Source organism: Tatumella terrea (assembly GCF_039523755.1).
Classification (GTDB): domain Bacteria; phylum Pseudomonadota; class Gammaproteobacteria; order Enterobacterales; family Enterobacteriaceae; genus Tatumella; species Tatumella terrea.
In genome coordinates, this window is sequence record NZ_BAAAFX010000027.1 from 25,250 (window position 1) to 44,510 (window position 19,261).

Genomic DNA, 19,261 nt, shown 5'->3' on the forward strand with positions numbered 1-19,261 from the left:
GACGGGGCCTGCCCACCTCTCCGGAATTATCTGATTCAGCATTCAGCGGACAAAAAAAAACCGCCTGACGGCGGCGGTTTTTTGTGGGGAGTTACTGGCTTATCTGCTGCGCAATCTGCGCGGCTTCCTTTTGCCAGCCTGCGGACAACGTTCTGACCAGGTCCGCATAACCGTCTTTATCCTGCGAGAGGACCAGAGAAAACGGCTGACGGAACGTTTTGCTATTACTTTGCAGTATCCAGGACCCCGTGATCACAGCCTTACCATCATAACGACCGTGGAAGCCGGTGACGTTCACAGACAGCGTGTCGTAATCATTACTCCCTGTCATGGTACCGCTGACCAGCCAGCCCGGTAATTGCTGGCTGAGATTGCTGACCAGTGATTGCTGTAACTGCTGGTCCAGCGGACTGGCCCAGAGATTATTCGCCGCAATAACGTACTGCACATCACTGGTCTGATAAGCGATCCCGTTACCTGACAGATAATCTGACACAGTCACCGGCTCTACCCAAAGAGAACGGGGTGCGCCGGAGACCTGACTGACAGCAACGTCACCGCCTGCCGACGTACTGACTGCGGGTAACTGGTAGTAATGTTTATTCGCATCGCTGCTACAGGCACTGAGGAGCAGCGCAAAGCAAATAGCTAACCCTTTTTTCACTGTTTTGCCCTCTTCGGCTGTGGGTCATGACCCGGGGAGGCCTCAAATACTAAGGCATTACTTTTGTTATTTAAGGTTTTCAGCACAGGCTGCAGCTGCTGCAGAACCTGATCCAGCCGCTGCATGTCTCCGACCAGCTTGTTGTAAGCCGGTGAACCAGGCTGAAGTCCTTTCAGACTGCGGTTAAGATCACGTAATGTCTGCTGCATATCTGCCGGTAATGTTTTCATTGCCGGACTGCCGGTAATTTTATTCACATTATCCAGAGTAGTTTGTAACTCACGCAGTGTTTTCTGACTTTGTCTCAGCGTACCGGTCGCTTCCGTCAGCATCGGTGCCAGTGGCAGTTTGTCCACCTTGTCCAGAATGCTCATGACTTTCTGCTGCAACTGGTTCAGTCCGCCCGCGACCGTCGGGATCACTTCATAACCCGCGACGCTATCAGGCCCGCTGAACTGCGGCACATTATTGTAGAAGTCTAAATCGACATACAATGCCCCGGTGATCAGGTTTGCCGTTTTCAGGCTGGCCCTTAATCCATGCTGACGCCCTTCCTGCAGGTGCTGCTGCAGGTTAAAGTTATCTCCGACACTGGCCGCAAAGCGATCCGGCTCTATCCTGATGAGGACCGGGATACGGTAGTCATTACCCAGTTTTTCATATTTGCCCGGCATGATGTAAGGCACTTTCGCCACGGTACCCAGACGAATACCCCGGAATTCCACCGGTGCACCGGCTTGCAGACCGCGGATCGACTCATTGAAGAACATCAGGAAGTCGGTATGACGCGTATACATGGATTCCTGAATGGAGTTATGGTCATCATACAGATGGTATTCCGCGTGGTTCTTCGCCGGCTCTCCGAGGGTCGCCCCGTCCGGAACTTCAAAGCTGACACCACCGCTGAATAAAGTCGTCAGTGATCCCATCTCTACCCGCATCCCGGAAGCAGACATATCCACCGCAATACCGCTGTCCTTCCAGAAACGCACATTGGTCGTCACCAGACGATCGTAAGGTGCCTGAATAAACAGTTCATAGCTCATAAGACGTTTATCGGTATCGAATTTACTGGTTTCGACCGAGCCGACACGATATCCACGGAACAGCACCGGATCACCGGCATTCAGTTGTCCGGCTTTCATGCTGTCCAGCGTAATACGAATACCTTTGGCATCCGGTGGTGCCAGAGGAGGAGCATCAAGCAACTGATAATGGTCCGGTTCATCACCTTTGGTACCGGCCTGGAGTTCAATATAGGACCCGGACAACAAGGTGCCCAGCCCGGTGATCCCTTCACGGCCAATCTGGGGTTTAACCGTCCAGAAGACTGAATCCTGATGCAGCATTTTCTCCATGCCATTATTCAGCCGGGCTTTGATTTCCACCTGTTTCAGGTCGTCACTCAGTTTGGCACTTTCCACCATTCCGATATCAACGCTCCGGCTTTTAATGGTCGTTTTGCCGGGAACTATCCCTTCGGCATTACTGGTTATCAGAGTGACTTCCGGCCCCTGATGGGAGAAATGATAAAATAGTATCCATCCGCCAATCAGCAGCGTGACAATCGGCACTATCCATACCGGTGACCATCTCTTGATATTTTCTACACGGACTGTTTCGTGATTATTCTGTTTCAACACCAGATTCCTCAACACGATTTTCGGTTTCACGGTCCCACAACAAACGAGGATCAAATGTCAGTGCGGCGAACATCGTTAAAATAACGACGGTAGCAAACAATAGTGCGCCCGGAGCAGGTGTGATATTCATCAGCCCTCCCATGCGTACCAGTGAAGATAAGATGGCTATCACAAACACATCAATCATAGACCAGCGTCCGACGAATTCGACCACGTCATACACCAGATGCATCTTCTCATTGTCCCGTCGTCCCCTGCCACTGGCATTCCAGCTGAGCCAGCCAATAGCCAGCATTTTCAGCGTTGGCACCATAATACTGGCAATAAAGATAATCATCGCCACCGGGTATGAGCCATCGCTCCACAGGAGCACAACCCCGGCCATGATGTTTGAAGGATAAGTCGATCCCAGCGCGCTGGTCACCATAATAGGCATAATATTCGCCGGCACATAAATCATTACCGATGTCAGTAATAATGCCAGTGTCCATTGCAGGCTCTGTCGTTTACGGGCTTCCCCGCGCGTGAAGCATCGAGGACAGGTACGCCTATCCACCGGTAAGATGGCGGTACAGCAGGGACAGGCGCGCATGCCCTGCGCCAGTCCGCTGACCCCCGCAACCGGGGTTTTAAAGACCGGCAGTTCCGGCTGGATATGGAGCCAGAGTTGCCGCTTATCGACACACTGAAAGGCCCTGAGCTGAAGAATACAGAACAGGCACCAGGGCCAGAAACTGATCCCCAGGCCAATTTCACCGTAGGCCATCAGTTTCACAAAACTGACCAGAACCCCGGCCATAAAGATCTCAGCCATTCCCCAGTTACGCAGATGGAAAAATCCCCGTCCCAGCATGACGCGGAAACCGTGCGGCATTTTTACCCGGTTCACCAGCAGAAGCAGGATCACCAGACAACAGGCAGGGATTACCTGTACCAGCATTAAAAAGATGAATGCCAGCGGGCTGAAATCATCGGAAACCATAATATCCGGTATCCGGGTCAGGGAAATTTCACTGCTTATTCCCGCCACGTGCATACTGATAAACGGGAATAAATTCGCCAGTACCAGCATGAGCAGTGCCGAGATGCCATAGACGGTCGGCCGGACACCAGGGTCCGGCCAGCGCATAGACAATGTGGAATGACAGCGTGGACACACCGCTTTTTTCCCCGTACTCAGGGCAGGTAAGCGGCAGGCCAGGTCACATTGCGGACACAGAACCCATGTGTCTGCATCACTAAGCTGCTCACACCGGGTTATGTTCATGGGGGTTATGCTCCGTTTCTCATATTTTCGAGGGTTTCCCATCGGGCAAAGGCCTCTTCCAGCGCCTGCTCGGTGGCCGTGAGTTGTTCTGTCGCTGCCCGCACTTTATCCTGCGGCTGAGTGAAGAAATCAGGCTCGCTCATTTGCGCCTGCAGCTCACCAATCTGCGTTTCCAGCTGTTCCAGCTTCTGCGGCAACTGTTCCAGTTCACGTGCCAGGTTATAGCTGAGTTTGGCCGGTTTTGCGGCATTTTTTTCGGTATTTTTTACCGGTTTATCTGCGCTGCTGGCCGGTTTCGGACTGACTATTTTTTTGGTCTGCAGATAGGCCGCACGCTGTAACTGCGCATCATGATAGCCCCCCACAAAGCGGCCAATCTCACCGTTACCTTCAAAAATCCAGCAATCTGTCACGGTATTATCCACAAACTGACGATCGTGGCTGACCAGCAGGATGGTTCCCTGGTAACCGTCGATCAGCTCTTCCAGTAATTCCAGCGTTTCAACATCCAGGTCATTGGTCGGTTCATCCAGAATCATTAAATTGCTGGGTTTCAGGAACAATTTAGCCAGTAACAGGCGATTACGCTCACCTCCGGAGAGGGCACGGACCGGTGTCATTGCACGTTTAGGGTGGAACAGGAAGTCCTGCAGGTAGCCCAGCACATGGCGGGGTTTACCGTTCACCATCACTTCCTGCTTACCTTCTGCCAGGTTATCCATGACCGTACGGTCCGGATCCAGCTCTGCCCTGTGCTGATCAAAGTAAGCGACTTCCAGTTTGGTTCCGCTGTGTACCCGACCGCTGTCTGCGGCTATATCACCGAGCATCAAGCGTAACATCGTGGTTTTACCGCAACCGTTCGCGCCGATCAGTGCAATTTTGTCGCCACGCTGGACCTGTGCTGAAAAATCGTTAACCAGTGACCGCCCTTCCACCTGGTAACTGACGTTTTCCAGTTCAAAGACAATTTTTCCGGAACGTGAGGCTTCTTCCACCTGCATATTCGCTTTACCCATCACTTCGCGACGTTCGGAACGTTGACGACGTAACGCTTTCAGGGCGCGGACACGACCTTCATTACGGGTACGACGCGCTTTGATCCCCTGACGGATCCACACTTCTTCCTGTGCCAGTTTGCGGTCGAATTCTGCGTTTTGCTGTTCCTCAACCCGCAGGGCTTCTTCTTTACCGAGCACAAAATTATCGTAATCTCCGGGCCAGGAGACCAGTTTACCGCGATCCAGATCCACAATACGGGTAGCCATATTGCGGATAAACGAACGGTCGTGGGAGATGAAGACAATGCTGCCACTGAATGTTTTCAGGAACGTCTCAAGCCAGTCAATGGTTTCGATATCCAGGTGGTTAGTCGGTTCATCCAGCAGTAAGACTTTCGGGTTACTGACCAGAGCACGGCCGAGCGCGGCTTTACGTAACCATCCACCGGATAACGAAGACAGCTCAGTTTCCGGGCTCAGACCGATATTCTGTAAAACATCGTTAATCCGGCTTTCCAGCTGCCAGAGATTATGGTGGTCCAGCAGCGATTGTAACCGAGCCATTTCATTAAGATTTTTCTCGCTCGGATCCTCCATGACCCGATGAGAAATGGCGTGGTAGGCTTTCAGATATTGCGCCTGATCCGCGACACCTTCCGCCACAAAGTCATAGACCGAACCGGTGATATTACGCGGCGGATCCTGTTGCAGTCGGGCTACCACCAGATCCTGCTCGTACACAATACGGCCATCATCCAGCGCGATTTCCTGGTTGATGATCTTCATCAGGGTGGACTTACCGGCACCGTTACGGCCGACCAGACAGACACGCTCATTTTCTTCGATGTGTAACTCAGTGTTATCCAGTAATGGCGCATCACTGAACGATAACCAGGCATTATGTATACTGATTAAAGACATAACTATTTATTCCTTACCCGTGCCAGTGATCAGCCAGCAATTATGAATATGTTTATTTCTGGCAAAATCCTGTGAGAGGGTTTTTTGCGTAATTTCCTGCGCCTGAAGACCCAGTGCAGCCAGCGCGTCATGATCCATTTTGAATCCGCGCTTATTGTTAGAGAACATAATAGTCCCGCCACGACGCAGGAGCCGTTTCAGAGAGCGCATCAGTTCCGGATGATCGCGCTGAACATCAAAGCTCTCTTCCATCCGTTTAGAGTTGGAGAAGGTTGGCGGATCGATAAAGATCAGATCAAACGTCTCGGTCGCATTTTCCAGCCAGCTGAGACAGTCTGACTGTATCAGTCGATGTGCCCGTCCGGATAATCCGTTCAGTTGCAGATTGCGCTCAGCCCACTCCAGATAGGTCCGTGACATATCCACCGTGGTGGTTGAGCGTGCACCGCCCAGCCCCGCATGGACACTGGCACTGCCGGTATAGGCAAACAGGTTAAGGAAGTCTTTCCCCTGACTCATTTCACCTAACATATGACGCGCAATCCGGTGGTCAATAAACAGTCCGGTATCCAGGTAATCCGTCAGGTTGACCAGGAAACGGGCATTATATTCTTTGACTTCAAAAAACTCGCCTTTATCAGAGAGTTTCTGATACTGGCTTTTCCCGCGCTGACGTTCACGGGTTTTCAGTACCAGACGGTTTGCCGGGATCTCCAGCACATTCAATGTTGCGCTGATCACATCGAATAAGCGTTGTCTGGCTTTTTGTGCATCGACGGTTTTCGGCGGTGCATATTCCTGAATCACGACCCGATCCGCATAGCGGTCGACCGCAATATTATATTCCGGCAGATCGGCATCATAAATGCGGTAGCAATCAATGCCTTCCTGTCTGGCCCATTTATCCAGCTTTTTCAAGTTCTTACGCAGGCGATTCGCATAGTCTTCCGCTATTTCGCCCTGACGTGCAGACGCACCGCTCATCAGCTGGTAGTTTTTCTGTATACAGTCGAGCGGGCCGTTTTTCGCTTTAAACTGACGTTCCGCCCGCAGTTGCAGGCAGCTCAGTAACTCCGGCGACCCACTGAAGAGGGATAATTTCCAGCCGCCGAACTCATTCTTCACAATACGTCCCAGCTGACTGTGCAGGGCTATCAGTGCCGGTTCGCTTTCCAGACGTTCCCCGTACGGTGGGTTACTGAGCAGCGTTCCCTTTTCTTCTTCCGGTAAGGTGTTTTTCAGCTGTAAAACATCCTGCTGCTTAAACGTAATAAACGCATTCATCCCCGCTTTACGGGCATTCGCCTGCGCCCGCTGGATCACAGACGGGTCGTTATCAAAACCATAAAAACGGACTTTTTTCCCCTGCATCGCCCGGCCGGCGCGCGCGCGCGCTTCACTCACCACTTCCTGCCACAGCGCGTCGTTATGTCCTTTCCAGGCCAGGAAGCCCCAGTGTTCACGGTTCAGGCCCGGAGCCCGATCCGCCGCGATCATCGCCGCTTCAATCAACAGGGTACCTGAACCACACATCGGGTCGATCATCGGTGTGCCTGGCTGCCAGCCGGAACGCATTACCACCGCCGCCGCCAGGTTTTCCTTCATCGGCGCCTGACCCGTCTGCTGACGGTAATTACGCTGATGCAATGCATCTCCGCTTAAATCCAGAGAGATACTGACTTTATCTTTATTCAGCCAGGCATGGATGCGGATATCGGGATTGTCACGGTTAACGTCCGGGCGCGGCAGATTTTTACGGGTGAAGCTATCGACAATAGCGTCCTTGATCCGCAGTGCACCGAACTGGCTGTTACGGATCACCTCATTGGTCCCGTTGAAATGCACGACAAATCCCTGATGGCTGTCAAACAGTTCAGTCCAGGGAATCGACTGGGCACCGACGTATAAATCGAGATCGCTCCACAGGCCAAACTCTCCTAATGGCAGCAGGATGCGCGATGCAAGGCGGCTCCACATCAGGCTCTGGTAAAGCGTTTTATCATCGCCCTGATAGTGAACACCTCCCGGCACCAGCTGGATATCCTGAGCACCCAGCGATTCCAGCTCAGTTTTTAATAGTTCTTCCAGCCCACGGCCTGTACTGGCAAAAAGAGAATTCATAATTTTTAGGTCTGCTTAATTGAAAATAGTTGCGCATTATAGCGAATCACAGCGCTATGTCATAAAGTTAGCTTCTTTTTGAAAAGTTACCTCACGGGTTCCCCTATGATTAGTTTATCGCGGTTATTTATTCATCCGGTTAAATCCATGCGTGGCACTGCGGTTTCCCAGTCGCTGGTCCGTCCCGCCGGGCTTGCCTGGGATCGATTGTTTATGATCACGGATACCGAAGGCACCTTCATTACCGCACGCCGTTTTCCTGAGATGGTCCTCTTTACGCCGCTGATAATGGCTGAAGGTCTCTTTTTGCAGGCAAATGACGGCAGTCAGGCTTTGGTCCGGTTCGATGAATTCAGTGACGGCGGGGAAACGACCGAGGTCTGGGGATCACATTTTGATGCTTATATTGCCCCGGAAAGCATCAACCGCTGGCTGAGTACGTTTTTCCCCCATCCGGTTCAGTTACGCTGGATAGGTGAAAACCCGGCCCGTCGCGTTAAACGTGCTCCGGAAGTGCCGCTGGGGTTCGCCGATGGGTACCCTTTTCTGCTGATCAACGACGCTTCATTCTATGATTTACAAAATCGCTGTCCTGCCGGGGTCCGTATCGAGCAATTCCGCCCGAATCTGGTCGTCAGCGGCGCACCGGCCTGGGATGAAGATCAATGGGCAGTGATCCGTGTCGGTGAGGTGACATTTGATGTTGCCAAACCCTGCAGTCGCTGTGTGCTGACCACGGTCAGTACTGAACGGGGAGTGGCTCATCCGTCAGGAGAGCCGATGAGGACCCTTAAGACGTTCAGACAGGCGGCCGATGATAGCGGTGATATCGATTTCGGTCTGAATCTGATGGCACGTAACAGTGGAGTGATCCGTTGCGGCGATAGCGTTGTCATCCTGGCCCGTAAACCGGCCCGTCTCTATGCTGAACAGACTCCGGAGAACACCACTGCCACGCCACCCGCCGCCGCGACCACGATCGATATTACCTGTCAGGGTAAAACCTTCCGCGGCAACAATCAGCAGATTTTGCTGGAACAGCTTGAAAATGCCGGTTTACGGATCCCGTATTCCTGCCGGATGGGGTCATGTGGCTGCTGCAGGCTGACATTAGAAAGCGGAGACGTTACTCCGCTGAATGCCGGGGCAGTCGACGGTAACACCCTGCTGAGTTGCAGTTGTATTCCGCAGAGTTCGATCGTTCTCGGGGAAAACCCGCGTTAAACCACCTGGTCGAAGCAGAGTTCCGCGACAGGTTCATAAGGACGTAACCTGTCGTTCATGATTTTAATCGCCTCACCCAGTAACAGCGTTTTACCGGCCAGCAGTAATGACGTCTGAGCAAGAACACAAAGAGTCGCGCTGGTTCCGGCTTCGACAACCAGAAAACGCACCGGCTCCTGCGTGTCAGATAACAGTGCCTCAACCAGTTGCCCGGCTTCCGGCGCACAGCCCGCATGACAGGCGGTAAAGTGCCAGCTTTTGGGCATCAGGGGTTTAAGGAAGCGTCCGGCCACCAGCGCATTCAGGACCAATTCTGCCCGTTGCTGATGACTGAAATCCGCATCGCGGCAACGTTCTTCAAAATTAAAAAAACCGGCAGCATCATCAACACAAAATTTCTGCGATTCGAAAGCATCGGGCGTCAGCATTTTTTTGGAAAAACGCGAACGGAAATGCAATCCCTCGGTTAAATCCAGCATTAATCTGTCCTGCTTCTCATCATAATACCAGTGCCAGCGATCGTCAGGTTTCAATGTCATTTATGGTGCCTCTTAAATTTACGGCAAATATACCGTTGCCTGAATATCCTTCTTTCAGGACTCAATAATAAACAGCCAGGCAGGCCAGCCATCCCTGATCTGAACAAAATATAAACGAGCCAGAGACGTAAATAAACCCCTCTGGCTAAATAATCTGCTTTTTGTGGTTAAATGTTCTTCACAATATCTTTAATCAGACCCGGTCCTTTATAAATAAACCCGGAATAGATTTGGATGAGCGATGCACCCGCCGCTAATTTTTCTTTCGCCGCCATTAATGAATCAATGCCGCCGACACCAATAATTGGCAGTCGTCCCGCTAATTCCTGGTTCAGACGATGAATAATTTGTGTGCTTTTAAGCTGTACCGGACGACCACTCAATCCGCCACTCTCTCCGGCATGTTTCAGCCCTTCCACCAGTGATCGATCCAGCGTGGTATTCGTTGCAATCACGCCATCAATATTATGTCTGACCAGGCTATCCGCGACCTGGATCAATTCTTCTTCCGAAAGATCCGGCGCGATCTTTACCGCCACCGGGACGTATTTAAGATGCCGCTTCTGAAGGTCCTGCTGTTTATTTTTAATTGCCGATAATAAATCATCCAGTGCTTCACCGTACTGCAGCGTACGTAAACCCGGCGTATTCGGGGATGAAATATTCACCGTGATATACCCGGCATGCACATAGGTTTTTTCCATGCAGATCAGATAATCGTCTTTGCCCTGTTCGACCGGGGTATCTTTATTTTTACCGATATTGATACCGATGATCCCTTTAAACTGCGCTTTTTTGACGTTCTCAACCAGATGATCCACACCGAGATTATTAAATCCCATCCGGTTAATAATCCCTTCGGCCTCAACTACACGGAAAAGACGGGGTTTATCATTGCCGGCTTGCGGACGCGGAGTGACGGTTCCGACTTCAACAAAACCGAAGCCCATCATGCCAAAGGCATCGATACATTCACCATTTTTATCTAATCCGGCGGCCAGGCCCAGCGGATTATCGAATTGTAATCCCATACAACTTACCGGACGCGACGGTACACGTTGATGCACGAGGCGTTCAAAGGGTGTGCCACGAATCAGTTTCAACTGGTTAATCGTCAGTTCATGGGCCCGTTCGGGATCGAGCTGAAACAGGGCAGGACGGATGATTGGATATAACATGCACTCTCCTGGATGCTGTGGTCGCGCGCCGGGCTATCGCCCGTGCTTATTTTGCGCCGGAATGGTAATGAGCTTTCGGGAAAAAGTAAATTTCCCTGAATCGCCCGCCGTAATATCAAAAAGCAGAACATTGACTGAATGAAAAAAAACCACCCGGTAACAGGTGGTTTCAGCGTTATTTCATCACTGACTATGCCGCCAGAGCCTTGGTGATTTTTTCATATAAATCACGGGAGAGATTATCGAGGCCTTTGAGTTCCTCAAGTGCCTCTCTCATCAGTTGCTGGCGCTGACTGTCATAACGTTTCAGACGGATCAGAGGTTCGATAAGCCTTGCCGCAATTTGCGGGTTACGTTTATTCAGATCTTTCAGCATCCGGGTGAGGAAGCGGTATCCGCTACCGTCGGTGGCATGAAATGCTGCAGGGTTAGCCGAGGCAAAAGCACCAATCAGTGAACGCACACGGTTCGGGTTGGTCATGGTAAATGAGCGATGGTTCAGCAAGCCTTCCACGCGCGCCAATACATCTGCAGCCGGACTGGTGGCCTGCAGAACAAACCATTTATCCATCACCAGACCATCCTGATGCCAGCGCTCGTCCCATTGTCCCAGCAGTTCATCGGTACATGGCAGTTGTGCACTCACTGCCGCATTCAGCGCTGCCAGTGCATCTGTCATATTGTTGGCCTGCTGATACTGCTGGCGTACCAGGGTATCCGCTTCTTCCGGCTGACCGAAGGCCAAATAGCTCAGACAGACGTTTTTAAGTGCCCGCTTACCAATATCTTCCTGAACCACTTTATATTCACCGCACTGGTTTTCACGGTAACCTTCACGCAACTCCGACTGCAGTTCTTTCGCCAGCGTTCTGATAATGGCTGTTCTGACGGCGGCGATAGCTATCGGGTCAATGAGTTCAAACCATTCCGCCATCTCATTTTCAGAAGGCAGGCTCAGGATAAGCGCCGTCAATGCCGGGTCACGCCCTTTATCGGCCAGTACGGAACGGAAAGCTTCTGCAACGTGTTGTGGCAGCGACAGTGGCTGCTTCTGACGGAAACGTAGCACGTTCAGTTTCACATAGGTGGACAGCAGGCTCTGTGCCGCATCCCAGCGGGAAAAGTCATTGCGTGCATGGCGCATCAGGAAGGTCAGTTGCGCGTCACTCCACTGATAATCCAGTTTTACCGGTGCCGAGAACTCCCGCAGCAACGACGGGACCGGCTGGAAGTAGACATTATCAAACACAAACGTCTGCTCAGCTTCGGTCACATCCAGCACGGATGACACTGGCTTACCCTGGTACTGCAGTGGAATGATGTTGCCTTCACCGTCATAAAGTTCGATATCCAGCGGAATATGTAATGGCAGCTTTTCTTTCTGATCGGCCGTTGCCGGTGTGTGTTGCTTTACATGCAGTTTATAGACTTCATGGTGCGGGTCATATTCATCACTGACGGTCAGCACCGGTGTACCGGACTGACTGTACCAGCGGCGGAATTGTGTCAGACTGACGCCGGACGCATCTTCCATCGCCTGCACGAAGTCATCACAGGTGGCGGCGCTGCCGTCATGACGCTGGAAATAGAGTTTGATACCTTTCTGGAATTTTTCTTCGCCCAGTAACGTATGCATCATGCGGATCACTTCCGATCCTTTTTCGTAGACGGTCAGGGTGTAGAAATTATTCATTTCCATCACCTGATCCGGACGGATCGGATGGGCCATCGGGCTGGCATCTTCCGCGAACTGAGCGCCACGCATCACCCTGACATTTTCGATCCGGTTCACCGGACGCGACCCCAGATCAGAGCTGAACTCCTGATCACGGAAGACGGTAAGCCCTTCTTTCAGACTCAGCTGGAACCAGTCACGGCAGGTCACACGGTTACCGGTCCAGTTATGGAAATATTCGTGACCGATAACGGCTTCAATACCGAGGTAATCTTTATCGGTCGCCGTTTCGGCTTTCGCCAGCACATATTTGGAGTTAAAGACGTTCAGACCTTTATTCTCCATCGCCCCCATATTGAAGAAGTCGACGGCAACAATCATGAAAATATCCAGATCGTATTCGAGGTCAAATCGCTCTTCGTCCCACTTCATACTCTGCTTCAGCGAGGTCATCGCCCAGTCAGCCCGGTCGAGGTTACCCTGATCGACAAAGATTTCTAAAGCGACATCACGGCCTGAACGCGTGGTAAAGGTATCGCGTAAGACATCAAATTCGCCGGCCACCAGCGCAAACAAGTAACACGGTTTAGGGAACGGGTCCTGCCATTTTACCCAATGACGCCCCTCCCCGCAGTCACCTGAAGCAATGCGGTTACCGTTCGACAGTAAATACGGATATTTCTTTTTATCGGCTTCAATAGTGGTCGTGAAACGCGCCAGTACATCCGGGCGGTCAGTATACCAGGTAATATGGTGGAAACCTTCGGCTTCACACTGAGTACACAGCGCCTCACCGGATTTATACAGTCCTTCCAGCGCGGTATTTTGATCCGGGTGGATAGTGTTGACTATCTTCAGGGTAAATTCAGCCGGGACGCCCCGTACCGTCAGCAAGCCTTCTTCAATGCTGTACTCCTGCCACGCTTGCCCGTCAATCTCCAGGCTTTCCAGCGTCAGGGATTCCCCCTGCAGGACCAGGTCTGTCGCCTGCTCATTCAGACGTTTCACCTGGCTGACCGCCGTAACACGGGTCTGTTGCTCATCGAGAATAAATGAGAGATCAATATCGGTGATAGTGAAATCCGGCGCGCTGTAATCGTGGCGATATTTAATTTGCGGTTGATCTGTCATAAATTTTTCCCGGTCATAAAAAAATACACTCGTCATGAGTTTATGCTTCTTAGCGGGCTGTTTCCAGATGCAAAGCGCCTGTCGGTAAATTCTCTCCATCTATTTAACAATAAGCACCTTTAAGTAACGCCCCCCATCGGCAGATATGCTGTGATCTGATTCACTTTTCATCAGATAGCGTTATACTGGAGTAGTTGTTTAATATTCTTAACACTCTCTGGCCAGGCCTGGCGCCGCAGACTTAGGATGCAGATACGCACCATGAAACGATATGCTTCCCCGATAATCACATCACTGCTGGATACTGATGCGTATAAACTGCATATGCAGCAAGCGGTTTACCATCGCTACCGTGATCTGTCGGTCACTGCCGTGTTTCGTTGTCGCGGGGACGACGTGCCGGGCCATTATGCCGGTGAGCTCCGTCAGCAGATTGATATGATGCAATCACTCGCACTCACTGATACGGAGTACCTCTATCTGTCCGGTTTACCGTTCTTTACTGCGGACTATTTGCAATGGCTGAAAACGTTCCGTTTTAAACCTGAGCAGGTGGATGTGCGGGATCAGCAGGGTAAGCTCAGCATTACATTACGCGGCCCCTGGGCAGAAGTTATCCTGTGGGAAATCCCGTTACTCGCGCTGATAAGCGAGCTGGTCCACCGGGATAAGACCCCCTGTATCGGTGTGGACCAGGCCCTGAGTACCCTGCACGAAAAACTGAGCGCGTTCCGTCAGGCCTCGGCGGATATGGATATCTCACGTTTCAGGCTGATGGATTTCGGCACACGCCGGCGCTATTCGCGACAGGTTCAGCACGCGATTGTCGAAACACTGCAGCAGGAAGTTCCCTGGCTTTCGGGGACCAGTAACTATGATCTCGCCAGACGTCTGAACATTTCCCCGGTGGGCACCCAGGCACACGAATGGTTTCAGGCCCATCAGCAAATCAGCCCAGAGCTGGCCTCCAGTCAGCGTGTCGCTTTACAAGCCTGGCTGGACGAATATCCCGACCAGCTGGGGATTGCATTAACGGATTGTATTACTACGGATGCTTTCCTGCGCGATTTCGACCTCAATTTTGCCAGCCGCTATCAGGGCCTGCGTCACGATTCCGGTGAACCGGTAGAATGGGGTGAAAAAGTGATCGCCCATTACCGGAAACTCGGCATCGACCCGCAAACCAAAACACTGGTGTTCTCTGATAACTTAACGCTGGATAAAGCGCTGGCGCTCTACCGGCATTTCGATCCTCAGGTCAGAGTCGTTTTCGGTATCGGGACCCGCCTGACCTGTGATATCCGAGGTGTCACGCCGCTCAATATCGTGATTAAGCTGGTCAGCTGCAACGGTAAACCGGTCGCTAAATTGTCCGACAGCCCGGGCAAAACAATTTGTCATGACCCGTCATTTGTCCGGGCACTTCAGAAAGCGTTCGAGTTGCCTCCGGTCAGACAGGCCAGTTAATGCTGGCCTCAGGAGAACGGACTCTCCTTCCCCTTCACTATGAAATCGCCGACAGTGCGTAATTTTTCTTGTTTCCTGTGAACTCACAAGTAACATATCCGTTTTCCCCGCCAGGGGCATTTATAAACATTATTGAATAGAGAGATAATTATGAGCGTAGTGCCTGTAGTGGACGTACTGCAAGGCCGGGTTGCTGTTGACAGTGAAGTCACAGTACGCGGCTGGGTCCGTACCCGTAGAGATTCCAAAGCCGGTCTTTCTTTTATCGCCATTTATGACGGTTCCTGCTTTAATCCTGTTCAGGCTGTTGTTAATAATTCGCTTAATAATTATCAGGACGACGTCTTACATCTGACCACCGGCTGTTCTGTTATTGTCACCGGAAAAGTCGTGGAATCTCCGGGACAGGGACAGGCCTTTGAAATTGTTGCCACAGCCCTTGAAGTTACCGGCTGGGTGGAAGATCCGGATAGCTATCCGATGGCGGCAAAACGCCACAGCATCGAATACCTTCGTGAGGTCGCCCACCTTCGCCCGCGTACTAACCTGATCGGCGCGGTCGCACGCGTGCGTCATACGCTGGCGCAGGCCATCCACCGCTTTTTCCACGAGCAGGGATACTTCTGGGTATCTACGCCGCTGATCACCGCGTCGGATACTGAAGGCGCCGGCGAAATGTTCCGCGTATCCACACTGGACCTTGAGAACCTGCCCCGCACCGATAAAGGTCAGGTGGATTTCAGTGAAGACTTTTTTGGTAAAGAGTCTTTCCTGACCGTCTCCGGTCAGCTGAACGGCGAAACCTATGCCTGTGCGTTATCAAAAATTTATACTTTTGGTCCGACATTCCGCGCAGAAAACTCGAACACCAGTCGTCACCTTGCTGAATTCTGGATGATCGAACCGGAAATTGCCTTCGCTTCTCTGGATGATGCCGCAGGTCTGGCCGAAGCGATGCTGAAATATGCATTTAAAGCCGTACTGGCTGAACGGGCTGACGATATGGCTTTCTTTGCCGAACGTGTCGATAAAGAAGCCATCGAGCGACTGGAGAAATTCGTTTCAGCGGATTTCGCACAGATCGATTATACCGATGCTATCGATATTCTGCTGAAGAGCGGTCAGACGTTCGAAAACCCGGTCTCCTGGGGAATCGATCTCTCCTCAGAACATGAACGCTTCCTGGCAGAAAAACATTTCTGCGCGCCGGTTGTGGTGAAAAACTACCCGAAAGACATCAAAGCCTTCTATATGCGATTGAACGACGACGGTAAAACTGTCGCGGCCATGGACGTGCTGGCTCCGGGTATCGGCGAAATCATCGGGGGTTCACAACGTGAAGAGCGTCTTGATGTCTTCGATGAACGTCTGGCAGAGATGGGCCTGAATAAAGAAGACTACTGGTGGTATCGTGACCTGCGTCGCTACGGCACCGTTCCGCATTCAGGATTTGGCCTGGGCTTTGAGCGTTTGATCGCCTATGTCACCGGTGTACAGAATGTAAGAGATGTTATTCCCTTCCCGCGGACACCACGTAACGCAAATTTCTAATTGTCAATTAATCAATAACAATTTCATATAGATAATAAAGCCGGCTTCTGCCGGCTTTATTACTTTCTGAAATATTGATTCATCTCACAAAGTTCCGCAAAATTTACATTTTGTAATACATATTTTCTATTTGAAACCAGAACTCTGGTTTTGTAGCATATTCGCGCTAGAAATAGCACCGTATGAATGGAAAGATGCCTCAGACACATAAAGACACCAAACTTCATTAATAGTTCTTGTAAAGAATTGTTGACAGTAGTGGCAGTAGTCTCTAATAAACTCCAACGAGGGTAATAAATGATGAAGCGCAACATTTTAGCAGTTATGATCCCGGCTCTGTTAGTTGCAGGCGCAGCTAATGCCGCAGAAATCTATAATAAAGACGGCAATACGCTGGATCTGTACGGTAAAGTCGACGGACTGCACTACTTTTCAAAAGATACCTCTAACGATGGTGACCAGTCTTACGCACGTCTGGGTTTCAAAGGTGAAACTCAGATCAACAACTGGCTGACCGGTTATGGCCAGTGGGAATATAACCTGCCAGCAAACAATTCAGAAGGTTCTGACGCTTCTACCGGCACTAAGACCCGTCTGGGCTTCGCTGGTCTGAAAGCAGGTCAGTACGGTTCATTCGACTACGGTCGTAACTACGCGGTTGCTTATGACGTTCTGGGCTGGACCGATATGCTGCCAGAATTCGGTGGTGACTTCGGTTACACCGACACCATGACTGGCCGTGCTACCGGCGTTGCTACCTACCGTAACACCAACTTCTTTGGTCTGGTTGATGGCTGGGACTTCGCAGCTCAGTACCAGGGCAAAAACGACCGTTCAGACATCCAGCGTGCTAACGGTGACGGCTACGGTATCTCTACCAGCTACACTTCTCCAATCGGTGTCGCAGTCACAGGTGCATTCTCTTCTCAGGACCGTACCGGTCAGCAGAATGCAGCCGCTCTGGGCAAAGGCGACCGCGCTCAGGTATGGGCAACCGGCCTGAAGTATGATGCAAACAACATTTACCTGGCAGCAACTTACGCTGAAGGCCTGAACGCAACCCCTATCTCCGGTACCGTTAACGGTACTGCAGTATCCGGTTTTGCTAACAAAACTCAGGATATCGAGCTGGTTGCTCAGTATCAGTTCGATTTCGGTCTGCGTCCTTCTCTGGCATACGTTCAGACTAAAGGTAAAGACATCGAGAACGTTGGCGATGCTGACCTGGTTAAATACATCGAAGTGGGCGCGACTTACTACTTCAACAAAAACATGTCTACCTATGTTGATTACAAAATCAACCAGCTGGATGACAACAACAAACTGGGCCTGGCGACCGACAACATCGCTGCTGTAGGTCTGATTTACCAGTTCTAATCCGACAAAGTTTAGTGCTGAAACGGGGTCTTCTGACCCCGTTTTTTTTTATAGGATTCTGCCCCGCTGTACCCGCCTGAAGACTTTCACGCCATTCCTGAGACCGGTTCATTTTAAAACTTTGATCTCCCGCGGATAAAATTACCAAACAACTGTTGGCAATTGCTGTCTCTCGGGATAACCTTGGGTTCAGACGCAAACGTTTATATATATCAATCGGATCTCACTCATGTTTGAATCAATTTCTGCTGCACCAGCCGACCCTATTCTGGGACTGGCCGATCTTTTTCGGGCTGATAACCGACCTGAAAAAATTAATCTGGGTATCGGTGTTTATAAAGATGAGACCAGCAAAACCACTATTCTGACCAGTGTGAAAAAAGCTGAGCAAATCCTGCTGGAAAATGAAACGACAAAAAGCTATCTCAGTATTGATGGCTATCCTGAATTCGCCCGGCTGACTCAGGAGTTGTTGTTCGGCAAAGAGAATCCGATCATCACCGAAAAGCGGGCCTGTACGGCGCAGACGCCGGGAGGTACCGGTGCACTGCGCGTTGCGGCTGACTTCCTGACCCAACAGACAGACGTGAAACGTATCTGGGTGAGTAACCCGAGCTGGCCAAACCATAAAAGTATTTTCACCGCCAGCGGCCTGCAGGTCTGTCATTATGATTACTACGATGCCACAGCCCACCAGCTGGACTTCGGGGGGATGCTGAAATCGCTGGAACAGGCAGCGCCGGGTGATGTGGTACTGTTCCACGGATGCTGTCACAACCCGACAGGGATCGACCCGACACCGGAACAATGGCAGCAACTGGCTGACCTGTCAGTGTCGCGTGGCTGGTTACCTTTATTCGATTTTGCTTATCAGGGGTTCGGACGCGGACTGGAAGAGGATGCTGAGGGGCTGCGTATCTTTGCTAAACAGCACAAAGAGCTAATGGTGTGCAGTTCCTATTCCAAAAACTTCGGTCTGTATAACGAACGTGTAGGCGCCTTCACGCTGGTGGCAGAAAATGCAGAGATCGCTGCGGCCGCATTCAGCCAGGTCAAATTTGCCATTCGTGCGAACTATTCTAACCCGCCGTCACACGGTGCAGCCGTAGTCGCAACGATCCTCGGTAACGAGACGCTGCGGACCCTGTGGGAACAGGAATTATCAGACATGCGTCAGCGTATTCAGCGTATGCGTCAGTTGTTTGTGAATACTCTGACAGAAAAAGGCGCCAGTAAAGACTTTGGGTTTATTCATCAGCAGAACGGCATGTTCTCTTACAGCGGACTGACCACTGAACAGGTTCATCGCCTGCGTAACGACTATGCTATCTACGCCGTGGACTCCGGACGTATCAATATTGCCGGAATGACGCCTGATAATATGTCCGCTCTCTGTGAGTCGATTATCGCCGTGCTGTGATCGATCGCCACTGTGTAAAAGACCACCTTCTTAGAAGGTGGCTTTTGAGAATGCCCCCTGTAAGGGGGGCTACTTTCACCTT

Annotated in this window: 13 protein-coding genes; 5 read left to right on the forward strand and 8 right to left on the reverse strand. The window is 51.3% G+C overall.

Features of this window, described 5'->3' with window-relative positions:
* Window positions 1–91: 91 nt before the first annotated feature.
* From pqiC to rlmKL, 5 genes are read right to left on the reverse strand one after another with little or no spacing between them, the layout of a single operon-like run.
* Window positions 92–664, reverse strand: a complete 573-nt coding sequence (pqiC, locus tag ABD035_RS17490; protein ID WP_212713823.1) for a membrane integrity-associated transporter subunit PqiC — start codon at window positions 662–664, stop codon at window positions 92–94.
* Window positions 661–2,304 carry an intermembrane transport protein PqiB gene (gene pqiB / locus ABD035_RS17495; protein WP_343871370.1) on the reverse strand — a complete coding sequence of 548 codons (1,644 nt, stop codon included), beginning with the start codon at window positions 2,302–2,304 and terminating at the stop codon, window positions 661–663. Before pqiB ends, pqiC begins: the two co-directional genes overlap by 4 nt.
* Window positions 2,291–3,574, reverse strand: coding sequence for a membrane integrity-associated transporter subunit PqiA (pqiA, locus tag ABD035_RS17500; RefSeq protein WP_343871372.1), 1,284 nt, complete (start codon window positions 3,572–3,574; stop codon window positions 2,291–2,293). Before pqiA ends, pqiB begins: the two co-directional genes overlap by 14 nt.
* A 5-nt stretch (window positions 3,575–3,579) precedes the next feature.
* Complete coding sequence (locus tag ABD035_RS17505; RefSeq protein ID WP_343871373.1) at window positions 3,580–5,496, reverse strand: ABC transporter ATP-binding protein; 1,917 nt, start codon at window positions 5,494–5,496, stop codon at window positions 3,580–3,582.
* Window positions 5,497–5,502: 6 nt separating this feature from the next.
* Window positions 5,503–7,617: a bifunctional 23S rRNA (guanine(2069)-N(7))-methyltransferase RlmK/23S rRNA (guanine(2445)-N(2))-methyltransferase RlmL gene (rlmKL, locus tag ABD035_RS17510; protein WP_343871375.1), complete on the reverse strand. Its 2,115-nt coding sequence runs from the start codon at window positions 7,615–7,617 to the stop codon at window positions 5,503–5,505.
* Between the two features lie 105 nt (window positions 7,618–7,722).
* Between rlmKL and ABD035_RS17515 the strand changes: the two genes are divergently transcribed.
* Entirely contained in the window at window positions 7,723–8,841 is a 1,119-nt protein-coding gene (locus ABD035_RS17515; protein WP_343871376.1) for a YcbX family protein, read from the forward strand.
* Here ABD035_RS17515 and ABD035_RS17520 read toward each other — a convergent pair.
* The 3 genes from ABD035_RS17520 to pepN form a co-directional block, all read right to left on the reverse strand.
* A complete protein-coding gene (locus ABD035_RS17520) occupies window positions 8,838–9,380 on the reverse strand; it encodes a cell division protein ZapC (protein ID WP_212713829.1) in 543 nt (180 codons plus the stop codon). The genes ABD035_RS17515 and ABD035_RS17520 overlap by 4 nt on opposite strands.
* Before the next feature lie 167 nt (window positions 9,381–9,547).
* A complete protein-coding gene (gene pyrD, locus ABD035_RS17525; protein ID WP_343871377.1) occupies window positions 9,548–10,558 on the reverse strand; it encodes a quinone-dependent dihydroorotate dehydrogenase in 1,011 nt (336 codons plus the stop codon).
* A gap of 190 nt (window positions 10,559–10,748) precedes the next feature.
* A complete protein-coding gene (gene pepN, locus ABD035_RS17530) occupies window positions 10,749–13,364 on the reverse strand; it encodes an aminopeptidase N (protein ID WP_343871378.1) in 2,616 nt (871 codons plus the stop codon).
* 261 nt (window positions 13,365–13,625) lie between these two features.
* On the opposite strand from pepN, the gene pncB reads away from it, so the two are divergent.
* From pncB to ABD035_RS17550, 4 genes are all read left to right on the forward strand, one after another.
* Complete coding sequence (pncB, locus tag ABD035_RS17535) at window positions 13,626–14,831, forward strand: nicotinate phosphoribosyltransferase (protein WP_343871379.1); 1,206 nt, start codon at window positions 13,626–13,628, stop codon at window positions 14,829–14,831.
* A 150-nt stretch (window positions 14,832–14,981) separates the two neighbouring features.
* Window positions 14,982–16,382 carry an asparagine--tRNA ligase gene (gene asnS, locus ABD035_RS17540; protein WP_212713833.1) on the forward strand — a complete coding sequence of 467 codons (1,401 nt, stop codon included), beginning with the start codon at window positions 14,982–14,984 and terminating at the stop codon, window positions 16,380–16,382.
* Window positions 16,383–16,679: 297 nt separating this feature from the next.
* Window positions 16,680–17,759, forward strand: a complete 1,080-nt coding sequence (gene ompF, locus ABD035_RS17545) for a porin OmpF (RefSeq protein ID WP_305803614.1) — start codon at window positions 16,680–16,682, stop codon at window positions 17,757–17,759.
* A 229-nt stretch (window positions 17,760–17,988) separates the two neighbouring features.
* Window positions 17,989–19,179, forward strand: a complete 1,191-nt coding sequence (locus tag ABD035_RS17550) for an amino acid aminotransferase (protein WP_343871380.1) — start codon at window positions 17,989–17,991, stop codon at window positions 19,177–19,179.
* Window positions 19,180–19,261: the final 82 nt, after the last annotated feature.

Coding starts and splice junctions, on each gene's coding strand:
- pqiA (WP_343871372.1), bottom strand. CDS start 3,574: ATGAACATAACCCGGTGTGAGCAGCTTAGTGATGCAGACACATGGGTT.
- ABD035_RS17505 (WP_343871373.1), bottom strand. CDS start 5,496: ATGTCTTTAATCAGTATACATAATGCCTGGTTATCGTTCAGTGATGCG.
- rlmKL (WP_343871375.1), bottom strand. CDS start 7,617: ATGAATTCTCTTTTTGCCAGTACAGGCCGTGGGCTGGAAGAACTATTA.
- ABD035_RS17515 (WP_343871376.1), top strand. CDS start 7,723: ATGATTAGTTTATCGCGGTTATTTATTCATCCGGTTAAATCCATGCGT.
- ABD035_RS17520 (WP_212713829.1), bottom strand. CDS start 9,380: ATGACATTGAAACCTGACGATCGCTGGCACTGGTATTATGATGAGAAG.
- pyrD (WP_343871377.1), bottom strand. CDS start 10,558: ATGTTATATCCAATCATCCGTCCTGCCCTGTTTCAGCTCGATCCCGAA.
- pepN (WP_343871378.1), bottom strand. CDS start 13,364: ATGACAGATCAACCGCAAATTAAATATCGCCACGATTACAGCGCGCCG.
- pncB (WP_343871379.1), top strand. CDS start 13,626: ATGAAACGATATGCTTCCCCGATAATCACATCACTGCTGGATACTGAT.
- asnS (WP_212713833.1), top strand. CDS start 14,982: ATGAGCGTAGTGCCTGTAGTGGACGTACTGCAAGGCCGGGTTGCTGTT.
- ompF (WP_305803614.1), top strand. CDS start 16,680: ATGATGAAGCGCAACATTTTAGCAGTTATGATCCCGGCTCTGTTAGTT.
- ABD035_RS17550 (WP_343871380.1), top strand. CDS start 17,989: ATGTTTGAATCAATTTCTGCTGCACCAGCCGACCCTATTCTGGGACTG.